The sequence below is a fragment of the Primorskyibacter sp. S87 genome, from assembly GCF_049801055.1.
Taxonomy (GTDB): Bacteria; Pseudomonadota; Alphaproteobacteria; order Rhodobacterales; family Rhodobacteraceae; genus JBNAGF01.
The window spans coordinates 244,722-259,775 of record NZ_JBNAGF010000006.1 but is presented as its reverse complement, the minus strand read 5'-3'; the positions used below and the strand labels follow the sequence as shown (position 1 = coordinate 259,775).

The window sequence follows — 15,054 nt, the reverse complement described above, 5'->3', positions numbered from 1 at the left end:
GTCACGTCTCCTCGGGCAGAAAGAACAGATCGGAAACCGGAGCGTCTGACCCAGTCTCTGTCAGCATCTGGTGGATTTGGCCGCGATGGTGGGTCTGATGGTTGAACATGTGCACGACCAGCAATCCCAAAGGTTTCGAGACCTGCCGCCCGGCGGCACCCGAGAACCAGCTCAGATCCCCGTCAAGCCGGTCATCGGACAAGCCATCAGCCCATTTCACGATCCGCCGGTCCATCGCGAGCCGGTCCGTCATCCAATCCGGCAGGCCCGCGCACAGGCTCGCACTCTGGGTTATGTCCCCGGACGGCGGCGCACCACCGTCAAAGCGGGCCATCCACATCCCATCCCCCCAGAGAAGATGGTTGAGCGTTCCCTGGATCGAGCCAAAGAACGCCCCCCGGTCCCGCAACAGCTCGACCGGGCCCAATGCTTCAAGTCGCTCTGATAACTGGCTGTTTTGCCACGCATTGTAGCGCGCCATCATCCGGGCATATCCGGCCGAGATCATCTTTGCGGTCCTTATTTTGGACCGTGCCAGTCGATCTGGCAAATCTCTGCAGATCGACCGTCAAAATCCCAGACGCGACCATAGGCGCGCACCTTGCCCTTGCTGGCCGTGCCGACGGTAATGTCCGGACCCATCCAGTATTTCGTGTTCGAGATCACGATTTCTTCGTCGGGGTTCTTGCCTTCAACCGGGAACACGGTGCCTTGAATCTTGCGGCCCACAGTGATGTGGCGGTTCTTGCCTTCGTTGACATAGCTGACAGGCTGGCGCTCGGCGCCAAGGAACTCTCCGACCAGCACCGAAAACAGCCCGGTTGTCCCTTTCGCCTGCCCCGAAAATATCTTGACCAGTGCCTCGAATGCGGCATGGCTGGCGCGGTCGTCGATGAAGACTGCTGCTTTCCAGTTGCCGCGGCTCATCATGCCGGGGATTTCAATCAGCAGGCCGATATTGAGACCTGAAAGATCTTCGTCGCCATAATGGCCGCTGTCGATGCGAACACCACCCCAGGTCTGGCAGTGACCCTCGGTTGGCGGGTGCAGGCCCAGCGAAACGACACAGGGGCAGAACACGGTGCAATTGCAGTTCAGCACCAGCTCTCCCTTGATCGCCCACGGGGTCAGCCCGGGGTCTTTTCGCTCGGCGGCCGGATGGCGGCTGTCGATCTTAGCGGCAACCTCGATTTTGTCGCTTGCCATGTTCTTGTCCTCTCTTCAGATCAATCCCAACCCGACCACTGGTGCCGCCGCGATCAGCAGCATTCCCAATGGGCGGGTGATATAGCGCCCGAGATCGGGCAATTTCTCAAAAACCATGATCAGCGTTGCCAGCCCCATAAAGGCCAGATTCATGACTCCGCCGACAAAGGCCAGCAACATCAGCGCCCAACAGCACCCAAGACAGACCGCCCCAAGCCGCAACCCGTTGCGCCATGGTCCTTCTTCCCAGTGTTGCATGAAAAACGTGAGCGGCCGGCGGCACTTGCTGAGACACGCCTCTTTGAAGGCACTGAACTGATACAGGCCGGCAACGATCAGCAGACCGGCGGACAGGGTCCGCGAAACACTGTCGCCAAACGCGCTCAGCAACCCGGCCCTGAACAGAACCATCTGCAGGGCGGCGGCGAGCACCGAAAACCCGATCCAGACCACCAGATAGCCAGCGACCAGATGGGAAAACCGCGTATCAGGCGTGGAATGCGCCAGATCGTCATAGGTGGCAAAGGCTGGAAGCGCCGTTGGAGCCATCATCGCAGCCGACATCAGCCCCCACATTAGCACCATCCGCACGAATCCCGCAGCATCCGGTGTCAGCGTGCACAAGTCACGCCAGAACCCTGCCCCATAGATGGCACTCGCCTCGCGCAGATCCGCCGGCGCAGCCATCAGATACAGCGCAAGCCAGGCCGCGAGAATCCCGCCAAAGAGCGCCAGCCAGTGCCAGCCTCCCATGGCTCGGATCCTGTCGGTCAGAATGGCCTTCACGCTGTCTCTCCCCTCGCGCGAGATGCAGGCCCACTGGCCTGCATTGATGCATCCCTGTAAGACGAAAAACGACTCGCCTCTTGAAAGAAGAAATGTCAGACTTTTAAATGTCAGACAATTGAAAAGTTTCCCGCAGGACTGCAAAACCATGAAAATCGACCCACGGAGCTCTGCCGACCTTTCGGCCCAGATCGCCAACGCAATCCGTGACGCCATCGTTTCTGGCGATCTGATTGTGGATGAGCGCCTGCCGTCCGAAGCGGAACTTGTCGAGCAATTTCAGGTGTCTCGCCCTACTGTGCGCGAAGCATTGAAACGGCTGGCGGCACAATCTCTCATCCGCACACAACGCGGAGCGGCTGGTGGAGCGTTTGTGAACCGGTTGAATTTTGAAGATGCCTATTCGCAGCAAATCACCACATCAACCCTTCTGCTGTCTATGAACGCGGTCAGTTTCGACACTGCCTGCGAGGCGCGGTTTGCGCTGGAACGGGCCTGCGCACCGCTGTCGGCGGAACGGCGGACGCCGGATCACCTTGCAACCATGCGGGCCGAGATCGTCCGGCAGGCGCAGCCCGGCCTGACGGACGAAGCGTTCTGCGCGTCCGATGTCGCCTTTCACCGGGCATTGGTTGATGGTGCGGGCAACCCGGTGCTCAGCTACCAGCTTGCCGGCGCGGTCGAAGCCATGCAGCCCCTGATGAACATGATTACCTTCACCGCCCGGTCACGCGAAGAGATCGTGGCTCTGCACACCCGTCTGGCGGACGCAATCGAAGCCGGTGACGCGCCCACCGCAGACAATGCCCTGGCCGCGCTGGACAGCTATACGCGGGAACTGGCCGGAAATGTCTTTGCCGCGCGGGAGCGTCGCAACCAACAGGCCGACACGCCCTGATCGCTCGCCAGACCTCGGCAAGGGTTGGTGCATTTGATGCGCCACTCTCCGAGATTGGTTGAGCATCGCCTCGCACCACATTGTAATTTCTTTCAATTTCAAAGCTTGACGTCTACGAAAGCTCGAGCCAGAAATGCCAGTTCCGGGGGGGGGGCAGATGTAGGTATGGGCGCGAATTTGCCCCCGCAATTCGCGCCCAACCCCGTCCCCCGACGGTCCCCATCATGTTTTCCGGGATCAGCCCCGGAACAGATGTCCTTCGCGGCCACGGATCTGATCCCGGGCTATGCGATAGGCAAATTCCTCGTCTTCAGCCAGATGCGGGAACAGAGTCAGCAGCTCTCCACGTTGTTCCGAGCTCAGCCCAGACACGGTCCGGTCGGCCGGGTGGAAACTTTCCGTCTCAACGCCATCGGCATAGACAATTTCGTGGCTTTCAAAGGCGATATGGATATAGGTGACGTCGCCTTCGGGCAGGTCCTGAACAACCGTCGAGCCATTGCACAGTGCAAAGGCAGGAACCAGAACGCCGCCCTCTTCGCCAAACAGCATTTCCGAACGCCAATCGCGAACCAGCATCCGGTGCTGCCGGGATACGCGCATGTCCTGCTCTGGCTGGCCGGGCCCCAGAGCATCCTTGCGGATCAGGATCGGGCGTAAGGTCGGGCTGGCCGCCAGACGACCTGCGCTGACAATGGTCTGGCCGATCCACGCGATCTGCTGGACACCGTGATCGCGGGTTACAACACGATCCCCGACCTCAAGTTCCTCGACCGCCACGGCGCCGCCGGGCGTCAGGATCCGCACACCGGGAGTGAAACAGACCACGATCGGCAGCTCATGCTGGGTGGTAACCACCTGCTCGCCGCTGCCCGGATTGCCGGGATCTTCGGCAAAGATGCCGTTGACGGTGATCGTGACGTCCTGACCCGGAGCGAAATTCGGATCGATGTCGATGCAGTCGATGCTCCAGCCAAGCTGGGTTGTGATAACCTCGGGGTCACCTTCCTCGAAGACCAGCCGCTGGGTCAGTGGGTTGCCGGCGTCGTCCACACCTTCGATCAGGATTTCAAACCTGAGGAAGTCGGCATCCGTCAACGGTTCGACAACGATATCAAGCAGCTCATCGCCGCTCAGCACCTGCGTGGCACCGCCGGTGTTGTCCAGTTCGTTCAACGCATCAAGGCTGGAATTCTCGCCAAGTCCGACACCGGTGATCAGCGCACCCCAATCATCCTCGAGGTCACTGGCCGCGCCCGCGATGTCCTGCCCTCCGGGCACCGGGAAACCGTCGGACAGGAACACCACGATGTTGGTATCGTCCGGGCTGGCGCCCGCATTGGTGAAGGAATCGCCCGCCGCATCGAGACCGGCCACATAGTTGGTCGTGAACTGAGGGCCTTCGACTCTAATCGTATCCAGCGAGTCCATGAATGCATCCCGCTCATCCAGTCCGAACGAGCCACGGACTTCGGCATCGTTGGTATAAGTGACAAGCGAGATCGTGATCTCATCCGGATCATATCCGGCAGCAACATAGGCGTCGAACAGTTCGAGCGCCGCGAAGAGTTCCGCCGTGAGAATCGAATCCGTGTTTCCGTCCCCGGTGAAATCCGTGCCGGAATCATTCCGGGTCGAGCCAGACTGGTCAATCACGATGCTGACATTGACATGTTCGGCGACATTTGCGCCGGTCAGATTCACCGCAAGCTGGAAGTTGTCACGCGGGACACCGCCGGTATCGGTGGTGGATACAATAGAAGTCTGATTCACCTCGATCGGATTGTTTGACTCCGGATCAATCGGAACATCGGTAACACTCTGCGTATCAATGGGACCGTTCAGGTCTGCCATGTCAAACCTCGCTAACAAAATCAGTTGCGGGCAGCTTCTCTGCCCAAGCAAATACCGCCCAACCCGGGAAATCCATGGGATCCGGACCGGCAAGAGTAATGTACAGCATTCCGGGGCCTCGGCCAAAAACATGGCAAATCGAGGGCAAAAAACGCCCAACACCCCACGGATTTGGCAACAATCAGGTCGGTTTTACCGGTATTGTTGGCTATTCCGAGCCATTCCGGCCTGATTTGACCGATTCCTACCCTCATATGCGGTGTGTTCCGGAGGGCGAGATTATCGTCGTTCCGGGGTTGGCATTTACGGGCAAGTATACCTATATTCGGATCGTCCTTCGGGACTATGGACATAAACGCGCTCGTAATAAACGGATCGGACCCGGGGGCGGTACCCGGCGGCTCCACCAAAATCCTTCATTTGGGGATCATGGGGCCGAAACAGGATCGACGGACGTCTAAAGGGGTTAGCTTTGTCTCGGCGGGGTGCCACCGTACCGGCCCAAACAGTACAATTGCAAATGACAATCGTGCTCCGGTAGCAGTCGCTGCGTAAGCAGTGCCTAACACCGAAATCTAAGCCCTGACGCCTAGCAGCTTCAGGCGGGGTTCGTAGGCACCTGGCAACAGAAGCCTACACTTCAGCTTTCAGCGTATTGCTTGACCGCGGGACCAAGCTGAAACCCCAAGCCGGTTTCTTACCGGCAGAAGGGTTACGGCGAAAACTCCCGGATTTTGGGTATGGCCGCCAATCGGCCCGTCACGACGCGGTGTCCACGGCGGCAAGACCAAGAGCGAGCATCAGAAGTGCGATCGCGGCCACCCAGGCCGCTGCAATCCTGAAACCAATCCCGACCCATGGCCATAAAAGGCGCTGTTTCACAAAGTATGTGAACCCCCACAGATACAGCAGACCGATGTTGGCCCCGACCAACGAGCCGGACATTGTAATTACCCTGTCCCGTTGCAGCCCAGCATCCGGAATCGACACAAAGCCGATCAAAACGGCGCCAACAGCCGTCAGGACAACCCCGAGCGGCATCAATCTTCCCGGAGCCAGAGCCGCGAGCGAGCAAGCCGCGACAGCGGCCGAGAACAGCGCTGCATCAAGCCCGAGATTGGCAGAGCCGAAGACCACGCCCAGCACGCTGAAAACAAGAAACGCGCCCAGGAACCATCGCACTTTTGCGACGGCAAAACCCCCGACCAACAACCCGAGACCCAGCATCAGCACGGCTTGTGACGGCGTCGAAAACGGGTGCAACAATCCGACATAGAATCCTTTGATCCCCGGAATGGGAGCATGCGCATGCACCGGACCGGCCGCCAGAACGAGCGGCAGCCAGACCAGGTAGCGGAATATGGTTTTTTTCATGCCATCCCGGTGAGAAACGCGACACCGGCCAGTGAAATCAATCCGCCGGCCCCGCGAACGGCGACCCGGCCCGCAGGCCATTTCACCAGCAGACCGAACGCGATACCGATGAGATGCAGCAGGCCGGTTGAGATCACGAATCCCACGGCGTAAGCAAAGGCGTTGACGGTCGCGGGGAGTTCGGTCCCGTGGGCATATCCGTGAAAGATCGCAAAAGCGCCGACAAGAACGGCCGAAACCCAGATCGGCGGCTTGACTGCAAAGACAATCATCAGGCCAAGGACAACAGCCGATAGCGCGATCCCGGTTTCGACCGCAGGAACCGGGATGCCAACGATCCCGGCCACGGCACCAAAGGCCATGACAAGTGGAAACACCACGGGCAGGATCCAGATTGCAGGCGCGCCAAGGAATGCGCCCCAAAGGCCAACGGCGACCATTGCCGCGACGTGATCCCAGCCGAGGATCGGATGAGTAAAGCCTGCAACGAACCCGCCGCCATAACCCTCGCCGGTATGGGCCATCGCCGGGCCGTTGATCATCAGAAAGACAAGCGTGAATGCGATAACAAATGAAGTGAAACGAACCACCATATGAAAACCCCTTGGCTTCTGAAATCGTTGTTGAATTTCTAGGCGAGCCCGCCCCGGTGCTCAACAGGAAAAGCACATTGGCATGAAATGCCAAACCCTCGCCCGTTTGCATTCGGGTCACCAGCCGAGGTCATTCCGATGCAGATCTGTGTTGCAAAGGATTTGCAGACAGAAACAATTGCTCGGCTTTGGAATGCCGCCTTATGAGCCGGTCAAATAGTCGGTAACCGCATCGATAGCGTTATAGTGGTACGCGTCGATATCCTCATCTGAAGAGATTGGATCCGATGATTGCTTGATGATCGCAATGTCGTTTTTGCGGTCGATGGTGATCCACTGGCCATGAATACCTAGCGCGTTGATCGCCTCACGGCCCGGGGTATGGCGCACCCACCATTGCGCCCGATAGCTCCAGTTGCCGTCGCCATAGACCTTTTTGCCGTTCGGGCCATTTGAGAATGCGTCACGGCTGGCCCCGGCCTCCAGCGCCGCGATCACGGTTTCCGGCACTACCTGTGCATCACCGGCCTGACCATCATTCAGCATCATCACCGCGAAACGGGCCAGATTGCGCGGCGTTGCGTTCAACCCGCCGCCTGCGAACAGCGTTCCGTTCCGGTCCAGGAGGACATAGGTTTCGCCCTTTGCGCCGATACCCGCCATAAGCTCGGTCAGTTGATCTTGAAACGATTGGCCCGTGACCCGATTGGTCACCCAGTTCACAACATCCGTTTTGGGCGTCTGATAGTGAAAGACCTCGCCATGTTCGTGTGCGTCATCCTTGGGCAGCATAGGCAGATACTCGTAGATCGTATTTGCGACCCGCTCGTCGGCAGAGGCTTCGAGCAGGCCAAGCACGCGGCCATATTGCTGGATACCGGAGTTGGGATCGGCGTAATCCTCCGAGAAATTGATCGATGCAGTCATGTCCAGTACGTGCCTGAAGGTTGCATCGCCGCCAAAGGCACCGGCCCCCTCGAACTCTGGGATAACCTCGGTGAGACTGTCATCTTCCGATACCAGCCCTTCCTCGACGGCCATCAGCCCGAACAGCCCTGCAAAGGATTTGGTGACCGACATCATCTGGTGCGGCTGATCTGCATGCATCCCGTTGAGGTAGCGTTCAAAAACGATCTCGTCTCCCTTGATGACCACATAGGCATCAGTGAAAGTCTCGCGAAGAAAATCATCCATGGTGGCGATTGAACCGTCCAGACGCGGAACCGCCAGCCGCTCGATGCCTCCGTCCGGGTCGATCTTCAGCGGCATCGAAGCTTTGGGCGAGGGAATGTTCGCAGAGGGCCAGATTGTCCGCATATTCTGATAGGACCAGCGATTGTAAGGCACACCGAACAGCCCGTTCGACCGGTCGACCTGCCTGTCAGCCGGCGGTGGGAACCCCTGCATCAAACCCAGCTCGTGATGTGTGGCATAGGGATTATCCTGATGCCCGGTTGCAATTGCGGTTGACCCCAAGACCATAAAGACCGCCGTCGTCGTCAGAAGTTTTGCAATGCGCATCTGGGTTCCCTCTGTGTGCTGCCAAATAGAAACTAGGTTTAGGCTGCCTTGGTCAATACTCGGTCGGGAAGCGCGCGATCTTAGTTGGCGGCCATTCCGCATTCAGAAAATGTTGACCCTTTTGCTTCAGTCTCCTGTCCAAGCGACGGAGGCTAACATGACAAACGCGGAACTGCTCCACAAGTGGTATGAAGAGGTCTGGGTCAACGGAAACCTGGACGCGATTGACGATTACTTCACCCCGGACACCAAGGCCGCCGGGATTATCCCGGAAATGCGGGTGGGGATCGACGATTTCCGGGATCTGGTCGGGGCGTTCCAGATGCATCTGGAAGACATCAAGTTCGAGATGCCGATGATCGTGGAACAGGGCGACTGGGCCAGCGCGATCCTCAAGGCCGACATGAAACGGGCCGACAACGGTGCTCCGGTCACGGTTACCGGCATGACCATGGTGCGCACCAATGGGCAGAGGATTGTCGAAGCCTACAACCAGTTCGACTATGTCTCGCTTTTTGAGCAACTGGGTCAGATGCCCCCGGATACACTCCCGATCGCCATGACCGGTCAGAAGCTGGATTTCGCCTGACACGGTCGGCCGATGCGGGCTTGATCCCCGGCGCTGGCCGTGGTGGCAAGGGGTATGGACAGCGATTCACATCCTCTGCGCCCCACGACGCGCGAACTTACCCGTGTTTTTGGGCGGATCGGCCTGCTGTCATTCGGTGGACCGGCCGCGCAGATCGCGCTGATGCACCGGGAACTTGTAGAGGACCGGTCTTGGCTGGACGAAGACCAGTTTCTGCGGGCTCTGTCATTCTGTATGCTGCTCCCCGGCCCCGAAGCCATGCAACTGGCCACCTACGCAGGCTGGCGATTGCGCGGCATCGCTGGCGGACTGATTGCGGGCGGCCTGTTCGTGTTGCCCGGTGCCGCCGTGATCGCGGGACTGGTGACACTCTATGTCCGGTTCGGCACTCTGCCTGCGGTTCAAGCCGCCTTTCTGGGCATCAAATCCGCTGTCATCGTGATCGTTTTACAGGCGGTGCTGGCGGTGTCGCGAAGAGCGCTTGGAACGCGGCTCAGCTATGCGCTTGCGGTTGCCAGCTTTCTTGCGGTTTTCACGCTCAACGTGCCTTTCCCGATCATCATCGGACTTGCGGCATTGATTGGTGCGATGCGTCCACCCGCCGAGCTACCTACGGGTTCCCCGGACCCCATGATCCCGACCCTTGCCTCACCGCTGCGCGTGATCGCGATATGGCTACCGCTCTGGTTGCTGCCATTGGCGGCACTGACGCTGACCGGGCAGACATTGCTGGCCCAGGTCGGCTGGTTCTTTGCATGGCTTGCGGTTGTAACCTTTGGCGGCGCCTACGCGGTTCTGGCCTATATGACGCAAACGGTTGTCGACAGTTATCAATGGATCTCGCTGTCGCAGATGATCGACGCGCTTGGACTGGCCGAAACCACACCGGGGCCGCTGAGTCTCGTCACTCAGTTTGTCGCCATGCTGACTGGCTCTTTGCAAGGCGGACCCGGGCTTGCCATCGCTGCGGGAGTTGTCGCGCTCTGGGCAACTTTCGTCCCCTGTTTCCTGTGGATCTTCCTCGCTGGACCCTATCTGGAGCAGATCTCTGCCCTGCCCCGGCTTGGCGCCGCAATGAAAGCCATCACCGCAGCCGTGGTTGGCGTGATCCTGAATCTTTCGGTCTGGTTCGGACTGAATGTTCTGTTTTCCGGGATCAACACGCAGAGCGTCGGACCGCTCTCTTTCCCGGCGCCCGACTGGTTTACGCTCGACCCGCGCGCCCTGACGCTGACCCTGCTCGCAGCTGCCTTGATGCTTGTTCTTAAACAAGGGCTTGGCCGCGTGCTGCTAATCTGCGCCGTGACCGGGCTGGCGCTGCATCTGGTGCTTTCTGCGACATGACCGAAATTCTCTCGCACGCTCTTTCGTTTCCGAAAAAACAGCTTATGCTGAACCTCAAAAGACTGGGGTAAAGGCATGTCCCGAGATATTGATTACGGTAACCTTATGCACACGGCGATGCGTGGTCTGATCAAGACCGTGCTGACCGATGTGTCCGAATCCGGCCTGCCGGGTGCGCATCATTTTTTCATCACATTCAACACCACCCATCCCGACGCCCAGATGGCGGACTGGTTGATAGACCGCTATCCGACAGAGATGACGATCGTTCTGCAGCACTGGTTCGAAAATCTCGATGTGGGGGATGACGGGTTCGCCGTAACTCTGAATTTCGGCGACGCACCTGAGCCGCTTTACGTGCCGTATGACGCGATCAAGACTTTCGTGGATCCATCGGTTGAGTTCGGGCTTCGTTTCGAGAACGCAGATGACGAGGACGACCAGGATCCGGATGAGGATGAGGTCGCCGATCTGGACGAGAGGGAAGAGACCGAACCGCATGACGCGGAGGTTGTATCGCTGGACAGTTTCCGAAAACCCTGATCGTTGACCTCGCTGGGCCAAAGTTTCACGGCTGACGTCCGGTTCTACTGTTTTTCAAGGAAGGTCGATACGCTGCGCATCGGTTCGCCATCGCGCAACCGCGAGAACTCCAGATCAAGCCCACCATCTGCAAGCCTGCGGTCGAATTGCTGCATCTCATACCCACCCTGATCGTCGACGAACAACGAGAACACCGTCAGCACATCGCCTGTGATCCGGCCCCAGACAAAGGGCTCCCCTTTCATCGGGTCGAGTTGCACGGCATGGCCAAAGACATTGCGCTCCATGGCGGCGGAATAGATCCCGTCCCGGTCCGTTGGCAAAAAGTCGATGCTATAGGACTTTTCTTTGATGCGCCCGTCAGGCTTGTGGGTCGTCGAGGTCCAGCTCACGTTGAATCCGTCCTTGGTTTCCGAGATAGACACGCTCATGTCGCGCGGCGTGGTCGATCCGTCGGCGTTGTCCAGCGAAGCGGACCCCGCGTATTCCCCAACGAAGGGTTCAATCAACGCTTCTCCGGCCTGCGCCAGACTGGAAAGACCAAGCGCCAAGACCATCCCAAAGACCAAGGTCACGGGACGGACGGCGAAAACAGAGAGCGTCATGAAAGGCCTCCTCGGCTGCGGTTGCCTGATCATACTACACTGCAGGCGCACAGGAACAACACAGCCCACTTCACCAAACGGTGTCCAGCGTCATCCGTGACGGAATATCGCCCTGACGTCTGGCGCTTTTTTCTACCCGCTCTTATGGTGCGCGCAACTGGCCAATTGCGCCGAACCGGGCTTCTGGCTAAACGGCATACAACCGCATACCATATGGAGTGACGCATGTCCGCAACCCGCACTGAAACCGACAGCTTTGGTCCTCTGGAAGTCCCTTCTGACAAGTATTGGGGCGCGCAGACTCAACGGTCGATCATGAACTTTCCCATCGGATGGGAAAAACAGCCCGTTGCCATTGTGCGGGCGCTGGGTGTCATCAAGCAGGCCTGCGCCATGCAGAACAAGGCCACCGGCAAGATGGACGCAAAGATCGCCGATGCCGTCATTCAGGCCGCATCCGAAGTGGTGGCCGGAAAGTTCGACGACAATTTCCCGCTGGTGGTCTGGCAGACCGGATCGGGCACCCAGTCGAACATGAACTCGAACGAAGTGATCGCGAACCGCGCGATCGAGATCCTCGGCGGCGTGATCGGCTCCAAGGATCCGGTGCACCCGAACGATCATTGCAACATGGGGCAATCCTCGAACGATACGTTCCCGACCGCCATGCACATTGCCACCGCAATGAGCGTGCGCGACGTGCTGTTGCCCGGCCTGAACAAGCTTCTGGCGGGGCTCGAAGCCAAGTCCAAAGAATTCAAGGACATCATCAAGATCGGCCGCACCCATACGCAGGACGCCACGCCGCTGACTTTGGGACAGGAGTTCGGTGGCTACGCGCATCAGATCCGTCAGGGCATCGCCCGGGTCGAGGCCGCGCTGCCGGGCATCTATGAACTGGCACAGGGCGGTACCGCCGTTGGCACCGGTCTCAACACCCAGAAGGGCTGGAGCGAGGCCGTGGCTGCCAATATGGCCGAGATCACCGGCCTGCCCTTCGTCACCGCGCCAAACAAGTTCGAGGCACTGGCGGCACATGACGCGATGGTGTTCATGTCCGGAGCGCTGTCTACTGTGGCGGGGGCGATGTACAAGATCGCCAACGATATCCGCTTTCTCGGGTCCGGTCCGCGTTCCGGTCTGGGCGAGCTGATCCTGCCCGAGAACGAGCCCGGTTCTTCGATTATGCCCGGTAAGGTCAACCCGACCCAGGCCGAAGCGATGACGCAGGTGGCGGCTCATGTCATGGGCAACGATGCCGCAATCAAGTTCGCTGGATCGCAAGGGCATTTCGAGCTGAACGTCTATAACCCGATGATGAGCTACAACCTGCTTCAGTCGATCCAGCTTGTTGGGGATGTGGCCGACAGCTTCACCGAGCGGATGCTCAACGGCATCAAGGCCAATGAACCGCGCATCGACAAGCTGATGAAAGAATCGCTGATGCTTGTGACCGCGCTGGCTCCGACCATCGGCTATGACAACGCCACCAAGGTTGCCAAGACTGCCCACAAGAACGGCACGACACTCAAGGAAGAGGCCGTCGCACTCGGCTTTGTCGACGAGGCGACCTTTGACGCCGTCGTGCGTCCCGAACAGATGATCGGGCCCAAGGACTGATGGGAAAGCCGGTCAACCTGAACCGGTTTCGAAAAGAAAAGGCGCGGGCCGAGAAAAAGGCCCGCGCAGACGCCAACGCGGCAAAGTTCGGCCGCAGCAAGGCCGACAAGGATCTGGACAGGGCGCGCGCCGACAAAGCCCGCAAGGATCTGGACGGGCACGAGCGCGACGGATGAGCAGGCCGCCCGTCAAACGCTCCCTGACGCTCAAAGGGCATCGCACTTCGGTTTCTCTCGAGGATGAGTTTTGGCAGGCCTTTCGCGAAATCGCCAGCGCCAAAGACCTTCCGATCAATGTGTTAGCCGCCGAAATTGATGTTTCGCGCGATCCCGATACCGGCCTTGCCTCTGCTATTCGTGTCTTTGTTCTGAACTGGTATCGCAACGGCGATTGAGGCTTGCGGAAGACGCGAAATACTGGCTGTATGCTCAGAGCTCTCAGAACAAAGGGGGAACTACCGCCATGACCGAAACCGTTCCCGGCCCGGATGGGCAACCGCGTTGCCGCTGGTGCCAGGCCGCCCCTGAGTTCTTTGCCTATCACGACACTGAATGGGGATACCCGGTCGACGATGACATTCGCCTTTTTGAAAAGCTGTGTCTGGAAAGCTTCCAGTCCGGGCTGAGCTGGCGCACGATCCTAGCGAAGCGAGAGAATTTCCGGACGGCTTTTCTGGGGTTCGACTATGAAAGAGTGGCCGAGTTCAGGGACGCGGACGTTGAGCGGCTGTTGCAGGATGCCGGTATCATCCGCCACCGGGGCAAGATCGAGGCGGTAATCAACAATGCACGCAGGATGCGGGAACTTGTGGCGCAGGAGGGATCACTGGCGGCCTATGCGTGGCGGTTCGAGCCCCACCCGGACAACCTGCCGCCGCCGCAAACCGTTTCCACCACGCCCGATTCGGTGGCCATGTCCAAGGATCTCAAGAAGCGCGGCTGGAAATTCGTCGGCCCAACAACGGTCTATGCCTTCATGCAGGCAATGGGGTTGGTCAATGACCACGCCGAGGGTTGCGTCATGCGCGCAAAAGCGGCTCGGCTGCGGCAGGATTTTGCACGACCGGCATAGGGAATTATCGCATCTCTTACATCAGGAAGTCCGCGTAAGACCTTTTGAACAAAATAAAAGCCGCCCGAAGGCGGCTTTCAACGTCTTAGTTGAAACGCTCAGACAGAGGCCTGATAGATCTTGTCGATGTTGCCACCCAGCGCCGTGTTGAATTCGCTGTCCGACTGCTGCTTGGACAAACCTTCGGTCAGCGCGCGCGAAAATGATGCGATCATCTTGGCATTCCGGCTCAGCTTTTCGCAGGCATCTGCGGTGGAATAGCCACCCGACAGCGCCACCACCCGCACAACGCGGGCGTGATCTGCGACATCGTCATACAGACCTTCCTTGTTCGGGATGGTCAGTTTGAGCATCACGTCCTGCCCGTCTTCGAGCGCGTCGAGGTTTTTCAGGATCTCCGCTTTCAGGATGTCCTCGGCCTCGGATTTGGTCTCGGAATGGATGTTCACCTCGGGTTCGACGATCGGCACCATGCCAGCGGCAATCACTTCACGGGCGACGTCGAACTGCTGCGCCACAACGGCGGCGATCCCTTCTGCGTTGGCCTCGTGGATCACCGAACGTTCCTTGGTGCCAAACACGCCGTCGGCCTTGGCCAGCGTTTCCGCCAGTCCCGGGATCGGCTTCATCATCTGCACGCCATTGGCCTCGTCGGCCAGCCCCTTGTCGATCTTCAGGAAAGGGACGATCCCTTTCTCGGACCACAGATAGTCTGCAACCTTCTTGCCGTTGATTGCTTCGCCAAGGGTGCGCTCGAACAAGATCGCCCCGATCACCTTGTCGCGGGTGAAGCCGTCGGCAAGGATGATCCGCGCGCGCATGCGCTGGATCTCGTCGAACATCTCTTCTTCGGAACCGTAGCCCGAGGCGTCCACGCCATAAAGCGCCAGCGCCTTCGGTGTCGAGCCGCCGCTCTGATCAAGGGCCGCAATGAACCCTGCACCTTCCGCCATCTGTTTGCGCTGATCTGCCTTGGACATGACTTTTTCCCGTAATCTGATTCTCGTTGGCACCCGGATACAACAAGCCTGCGCGCGATGGTAGCGTGTT

Annotated in this window: 17 protein-coding genes and 1 other RNA gene; 9 read left to right on the top strand and 9 right to left on the bottom strand. The window is 59.0% G+C overall.

Annotation, left to right across the window (positions count from 1 at the left end; translation table 11 throughout):
- Position 1: 1 nt before the first annotated feature.
- The 3 genes from ACP15U_RS12785 to ACP15U_RS12775 are packed head-to-tail and all read right to left on the bottom strand — an operon-like array spanning position 2 to position 1,959.
- Positions 2-508 carry a DinB family protein gene (locus ACP15U_RS12785; RefSeq protein WP_425045528.1) on the bottom strand — a complete coding sequence of 169 codons (507 nt, stop codon included), beginning with the start codon at positions 506-508 and terminating at the stop codon, positions 2-4.
- Positions 509-519: 11 nt separating this feature from the next.
- Complete coding sequence (locus tag ACP15U_RS12780; RefSeq protein ID WP_425045527.1) at positions 520-1,206, bottom strand: DUF1326 domain-containing protein; 687 nt, start codon at positions 1,204-1,206, stop codon at positions 520-522.
- Between the two features lie 15 nt (positions 1,207-1,221).
- Complete coding sequence (locus ACP15U_RS12775; RefSeq protein ID WP_425045556.1) at positions 1,222-1,959, bottom strand: DUF2182 domain-containing protein; 738 nt, start codon at positions 1,957-1,959, stop codon at positions 1,222-1,224.
- A gap of 181 nt (positions 1,960-2,140) precedes the next feature.
- Here ACP15U_RS12775 and ACP15U_RS12770 point away from each other — a divergent pair, with 181 nt between their 5' ends.
- Entirely contained in the window at positions 2,141-2,890 is a 750-nt protein-coding gene (locus ACP15U_RS12770) for a FadR/GntR family transcriptional regulator (protein WP_425045526.1), read from the top strand.
- A 237-nt stretch (positions 2,891-3,127) separates the two neighbouring features.
- Here ACP15U_RS12770 and ACP15U_RS12765 read toward each other — a convergent pair whose 3' ends face one another.
- Positions 3,128-4,744, bottom strand: a complete 1,617-nt coding sequence (locus ACP15U_RS12765; RefSeq protein WP_425045525.1) for a Hint domain-containing protein — start codon at positions 4,742-4,744, stop codon at positions 3,128-3,130.
- Positions 4,745-5,037: 293 nt separating this feature from the next.
- On the opposite strand from ACP15U_RS12765, the gene ssrA reads away from it, so the two are divergent.
- Positions 5,038-5,384: a transfer-messenger RNA gene (gene ssrA, locus ACP15U_RS12760) on the top strand.
- Positions 5,385-5,503: 119 nt separating this feature from the next.
- On the opposite strand, the gene ACP15U_RS12755 is transcribed toward ssrA, so the two are convergent.
- The 3 genes from ACP15U_RS12755 to ACP15U_RS12745 all read right to left on the bottom strand — a co-directional run bounded on the left by ACP15U_RS12755 (position 5,504) and on the right by ACP15U_RS12745 (position 8,232).
- On the bottom strand, positions 5,504-6,118 hold the full coding sequence (locus ACP15U_RS12755) for a hypothetical protein (protein ID WP_425045524.1): 615 nt from the start codon (positions 6,116-6,118) through the stop codon (positions 5,504-5,506).
- On the bottom strand, positions 6,115-6,711 hold the full coding sequence (locus tag ACP15U_RS12750; RefSeq protein WP_425045523.1) for a HupE/UreJ family protein: 597 nt from the start codon (positions 6,709-6,711) through the stop codon (positions 6,115-6,117). The genes ACP15U_RS12755 and ACP15U_RS12750 overlap by 4 nt, the downstream gene beginning before the upstream one ends.
- 201 nt (positions 6,712-6,912) lie before the next feature.
- A complete protein-coding gene (locus ACP15U_RS12745) occupies positions 6,913-8,232 on the bottom strand; it encodes a serine hydrolase domain-containing protein (protein ID WP_425045522.1) in 1,320 nt (439 codons plus the stop codon).
- A 157-nt stretch (positions 8,233-8,389) separates the two neighbouring features.
- On the opposite strand from ACP15U_RS12745, the gene ACP15U_RS12740 reads away from it, so the two are divergent.
- From ACP15U_RS12740 to ACP15U_RS12730, 3 genes are all read left to right on the top strand, one after another.
- Positions 8,390-8,821 (top strand): ester cyclase, encoded by a 432-nt coding sequence (locus ACP15U_RS12740; RefSeq protein ID WP_425045521.1) that lies wholly within the window; start codon positions 8,390-8,392, stop codon positions 8,819-8,821.
- Between the two features lie 54 nt (positions 8,822-8,875).
- Complete coding sequence (gene chrA, locus ACP15U_RS12735) at positions 8,876-10,165, top strand: chromate efflux transporter (RefSeq protein ID WP_425045520.1); 1,290 nt, start codon at positions 8,876-8,878, stop codon at positions 10,163-10,165.
- 75 nt (positions 10,166-10,240) lie between these two features.
- Complete coding sequence (locus ACP15U_RS12730) at positions 10,241-10,708, top strand: SspB family protein (RefSeq protein WP_425045519.1); 468 nt, start codon at positions 10,241-10,243, stop codon at positions 10,706-10,708.
- 44 nt (positions 10,709-10,752) lie between these two features.
- Here ACP15U_RS12730 and ACP15U_RS12725 read toward each other — a convergent pair whose 3' ends face one another.
- The gene (locus ACP15U_RS12725; protein WP_425045518.1) at positions 10,753-11,313 is read right to left on the bottom strand and encodes a hypothetical protein; all 561 of its coding nucleotides are present in this window, start codon (positions 11,311-11,313) and stop codon (positions 10,753-10,755) included.
- A 225-nt stretch (positions 11,314-11,538) separates the two neighbouring features.
- Here ACP15U_RS12725 and fumC point away from each other — a divergent pair, with 225 nt between their 5' ends.
- The 4 genes from fumC (at position 11,539) to ACP15U_RS12705 (ending at position 14,004) form a co-directional block, all read left to right on the top strand.
- A complete protein-coding gene (gene fumC, locus ACP15U_RS12720; RefSeq protein ID WP_425045517.1) occupies positions 11,539-12,933 on the top strand; it encodes a class II fumarate hydratase in 1,395 nt (464 codons plus the stop codon).
- Positions 12,933-13,109, top strand: a complete 177-nt coding sequence (locus ACP15U_RS12715; RefSeq protein WP_425045516.1) for a DUF4169 family protein — start codon at positions 12,933-12,935, stop codon at positions 13,107-13,109. Before fumC ends, ACP15U_RS12715 begins: the two co-directional genes overlap by 1 nt.
- Positions 13,106-13,327 (top strand): ribbon-helix-helix domain-containing protein, encoded by a 222-nt coding sequence (locus ACP15U_RS12710; protein WP_425045515.1) that lies wholly within the window; start codon positions 13,106-13,108, stop codon positions 13,325-13,327. The genes ACP15U_RS12715 and ACP15U_RS12710 overlap by 4 nt, the downstream gene beginning before the upstream one ends.
- Positions 13,328-13,395: 68 nt before the next feature.
- Entirely contained in the window at positions 13,396-14,004 is a 609-nt protein-coding gene (locus ACP15U_RS12705) for a DNA-3-methyladenine glycosylase I (RefSeq protein WP_425045514.1), read from the top strand.
- 98 nt (positions 14,005-14,102) lie between these two features.
- Here ACP15U_RS12705 and ACP15U_RS12700 read toward each other — a convergent pair whose 3' ends face one another.
- The gene (locus ACP15U_RS12700) at positions 14,103-14,984 is read right to left on the bottom strand and encodes a fructose bisphosphate aldolase (RefSeq protein ID WP_425045513.1); all 882 of its coding nucleotides are present in this window, start codon (positions 14,982-14,984) and stop codon (positions 14,103-14,105) included.
- Between the last annotated feature and the right edge of the window lie 70 nt (positions 14,985-15,054).

What these genes read in the sequence shown, in the direction of transcription:
- ACP15U_RS12725 (WP_425045518.1), bottom strand. Translation starts at nt 11,313, where the DNA reads ATGACGCTCTCTGTTTTCGCCGTCCGTCCCGTGACCTTGGTCTTTGGG.
- ACP15U_RS12740 (WP_425045521.1), top strand. Translation starts at nt 8,390, where the DNA reads ATGACAAACGCGGAACTGCTCCACAAGTGGTATGAAGAGGTCTGGGTC.
- ACP15U_RS12730 (WP_425045519.1), top strand. Translation starts at nt 10,241, where the DNA reads ATGTCCCGAGATATTGATTACGGTAACCTTATGCACACGGCGATGCGT.
- chrA (WP_425045520.1), top strand. Translation starts at nt 8,876, where the DNA reads ATGGACAGCGATTCACATCCTCTGCGCCCCACGACGCGCGAACTTACC.
- ACP15U_RS12750 (WP_425045523.1), bottom strand. Translation starts at nt 6,711, where the DNA reads ATGGTGGTTCGTTTCACTTCATTTGTTATCGCATTCACGCTTGTCTTT.
- ACP15U_RS12755 (WP_425045524.1), bottom strand. Translation starts at nt 6,118, where the DNA reads ATGAAAAAAACCATATTCCGCTACCTGGTCTGGCTGCCGCTCGTTCTG.
- ACP15U_RS12780 (WP_425045527.1), bottom strand. Translation starts at nt 1,206, where the DNA reads ATGGCAAGCGACAAAATCGAGGTTGCCGCTAAGATCGACAGCCGCCAT.
- ACP15U_RS12715 (WP_425045516.1), top strand. Translation starts at nt 12,933, where the DNA reads ATGGGAAAGCCGGTCAACCTGAACCGGTTTCGAAAAGAAAAGGCGCGG.
- fumC (WP_425045517.1), top strand. Translation starts at nt 11,539, where the DNA reads ATGTCCGCAACCCGCACTGAAACCGACAGCTTTGGTCCTCTGGAAGTC.
- ACP15U_RS12745 (WP_425045522.1), bottom strand. Translation starts at nt 8,232, where the DNA reads ATGCGCATTGCAAAACTTCTGACGACGACGGCGGTCTTTATGGTCTTG.
- ACP15U_RS12700 (WP_425045513.1), bottom strand. Translation starts at nt 14,984, where the DNA reads ATGTCCAAGGCAGATCAGCGCAAACAGATGGCGGAAGGTGCAGGGTTC.
- ACP15U_RS12770 (WP_425045526.1), top strand. Translation starts at nt 2,141, where the DNA reads ATGAAAATCGACCCACGGAGCTCTGCCGACCTTTCGGCCCAGATCGCC.
- ACP15U_RS12765 (WP_425045525.1), bottom strand. Translation starts at nt 4,744, where the DNA reads ATGGCAGACCTGAACGGTCCCATTGATACGCAGAGTGTTACCGATGTT.
- ACP15U_RS12775 (WP_425045556.1), bottom strand. Translation starts at nt 1,959, where the DNA reads ATGGGAGGCTGGCACTGGCTGGCGCTCTTTGGCGGGATTCTCGCGGCC.
- ACP15U_RS12710 (WP_425045515.1), top strand. Translation starts at nt 13,106, where the DNA reads ATGAGCAGGCCGCCCGTCAAACGCTCCCTGACGCTCAAAGGGCATCGC.
- ACP15U_RS12785 (WP_425045528.1), bottom strand. Translation starts at nt 508, where the DNA reads ATGATCTCGGCCGGATATGCCCGGATGATGGCGCGCTACAATGCGTGG.
- ACP15U_RS12705 (WP_425045514.1), top strand. Translation starts at nt 13,396, where the DNA reads ATGACCGAAACCGTTCCCGGCCCGGATGGGCAACCGCGTTGCCGCTGG.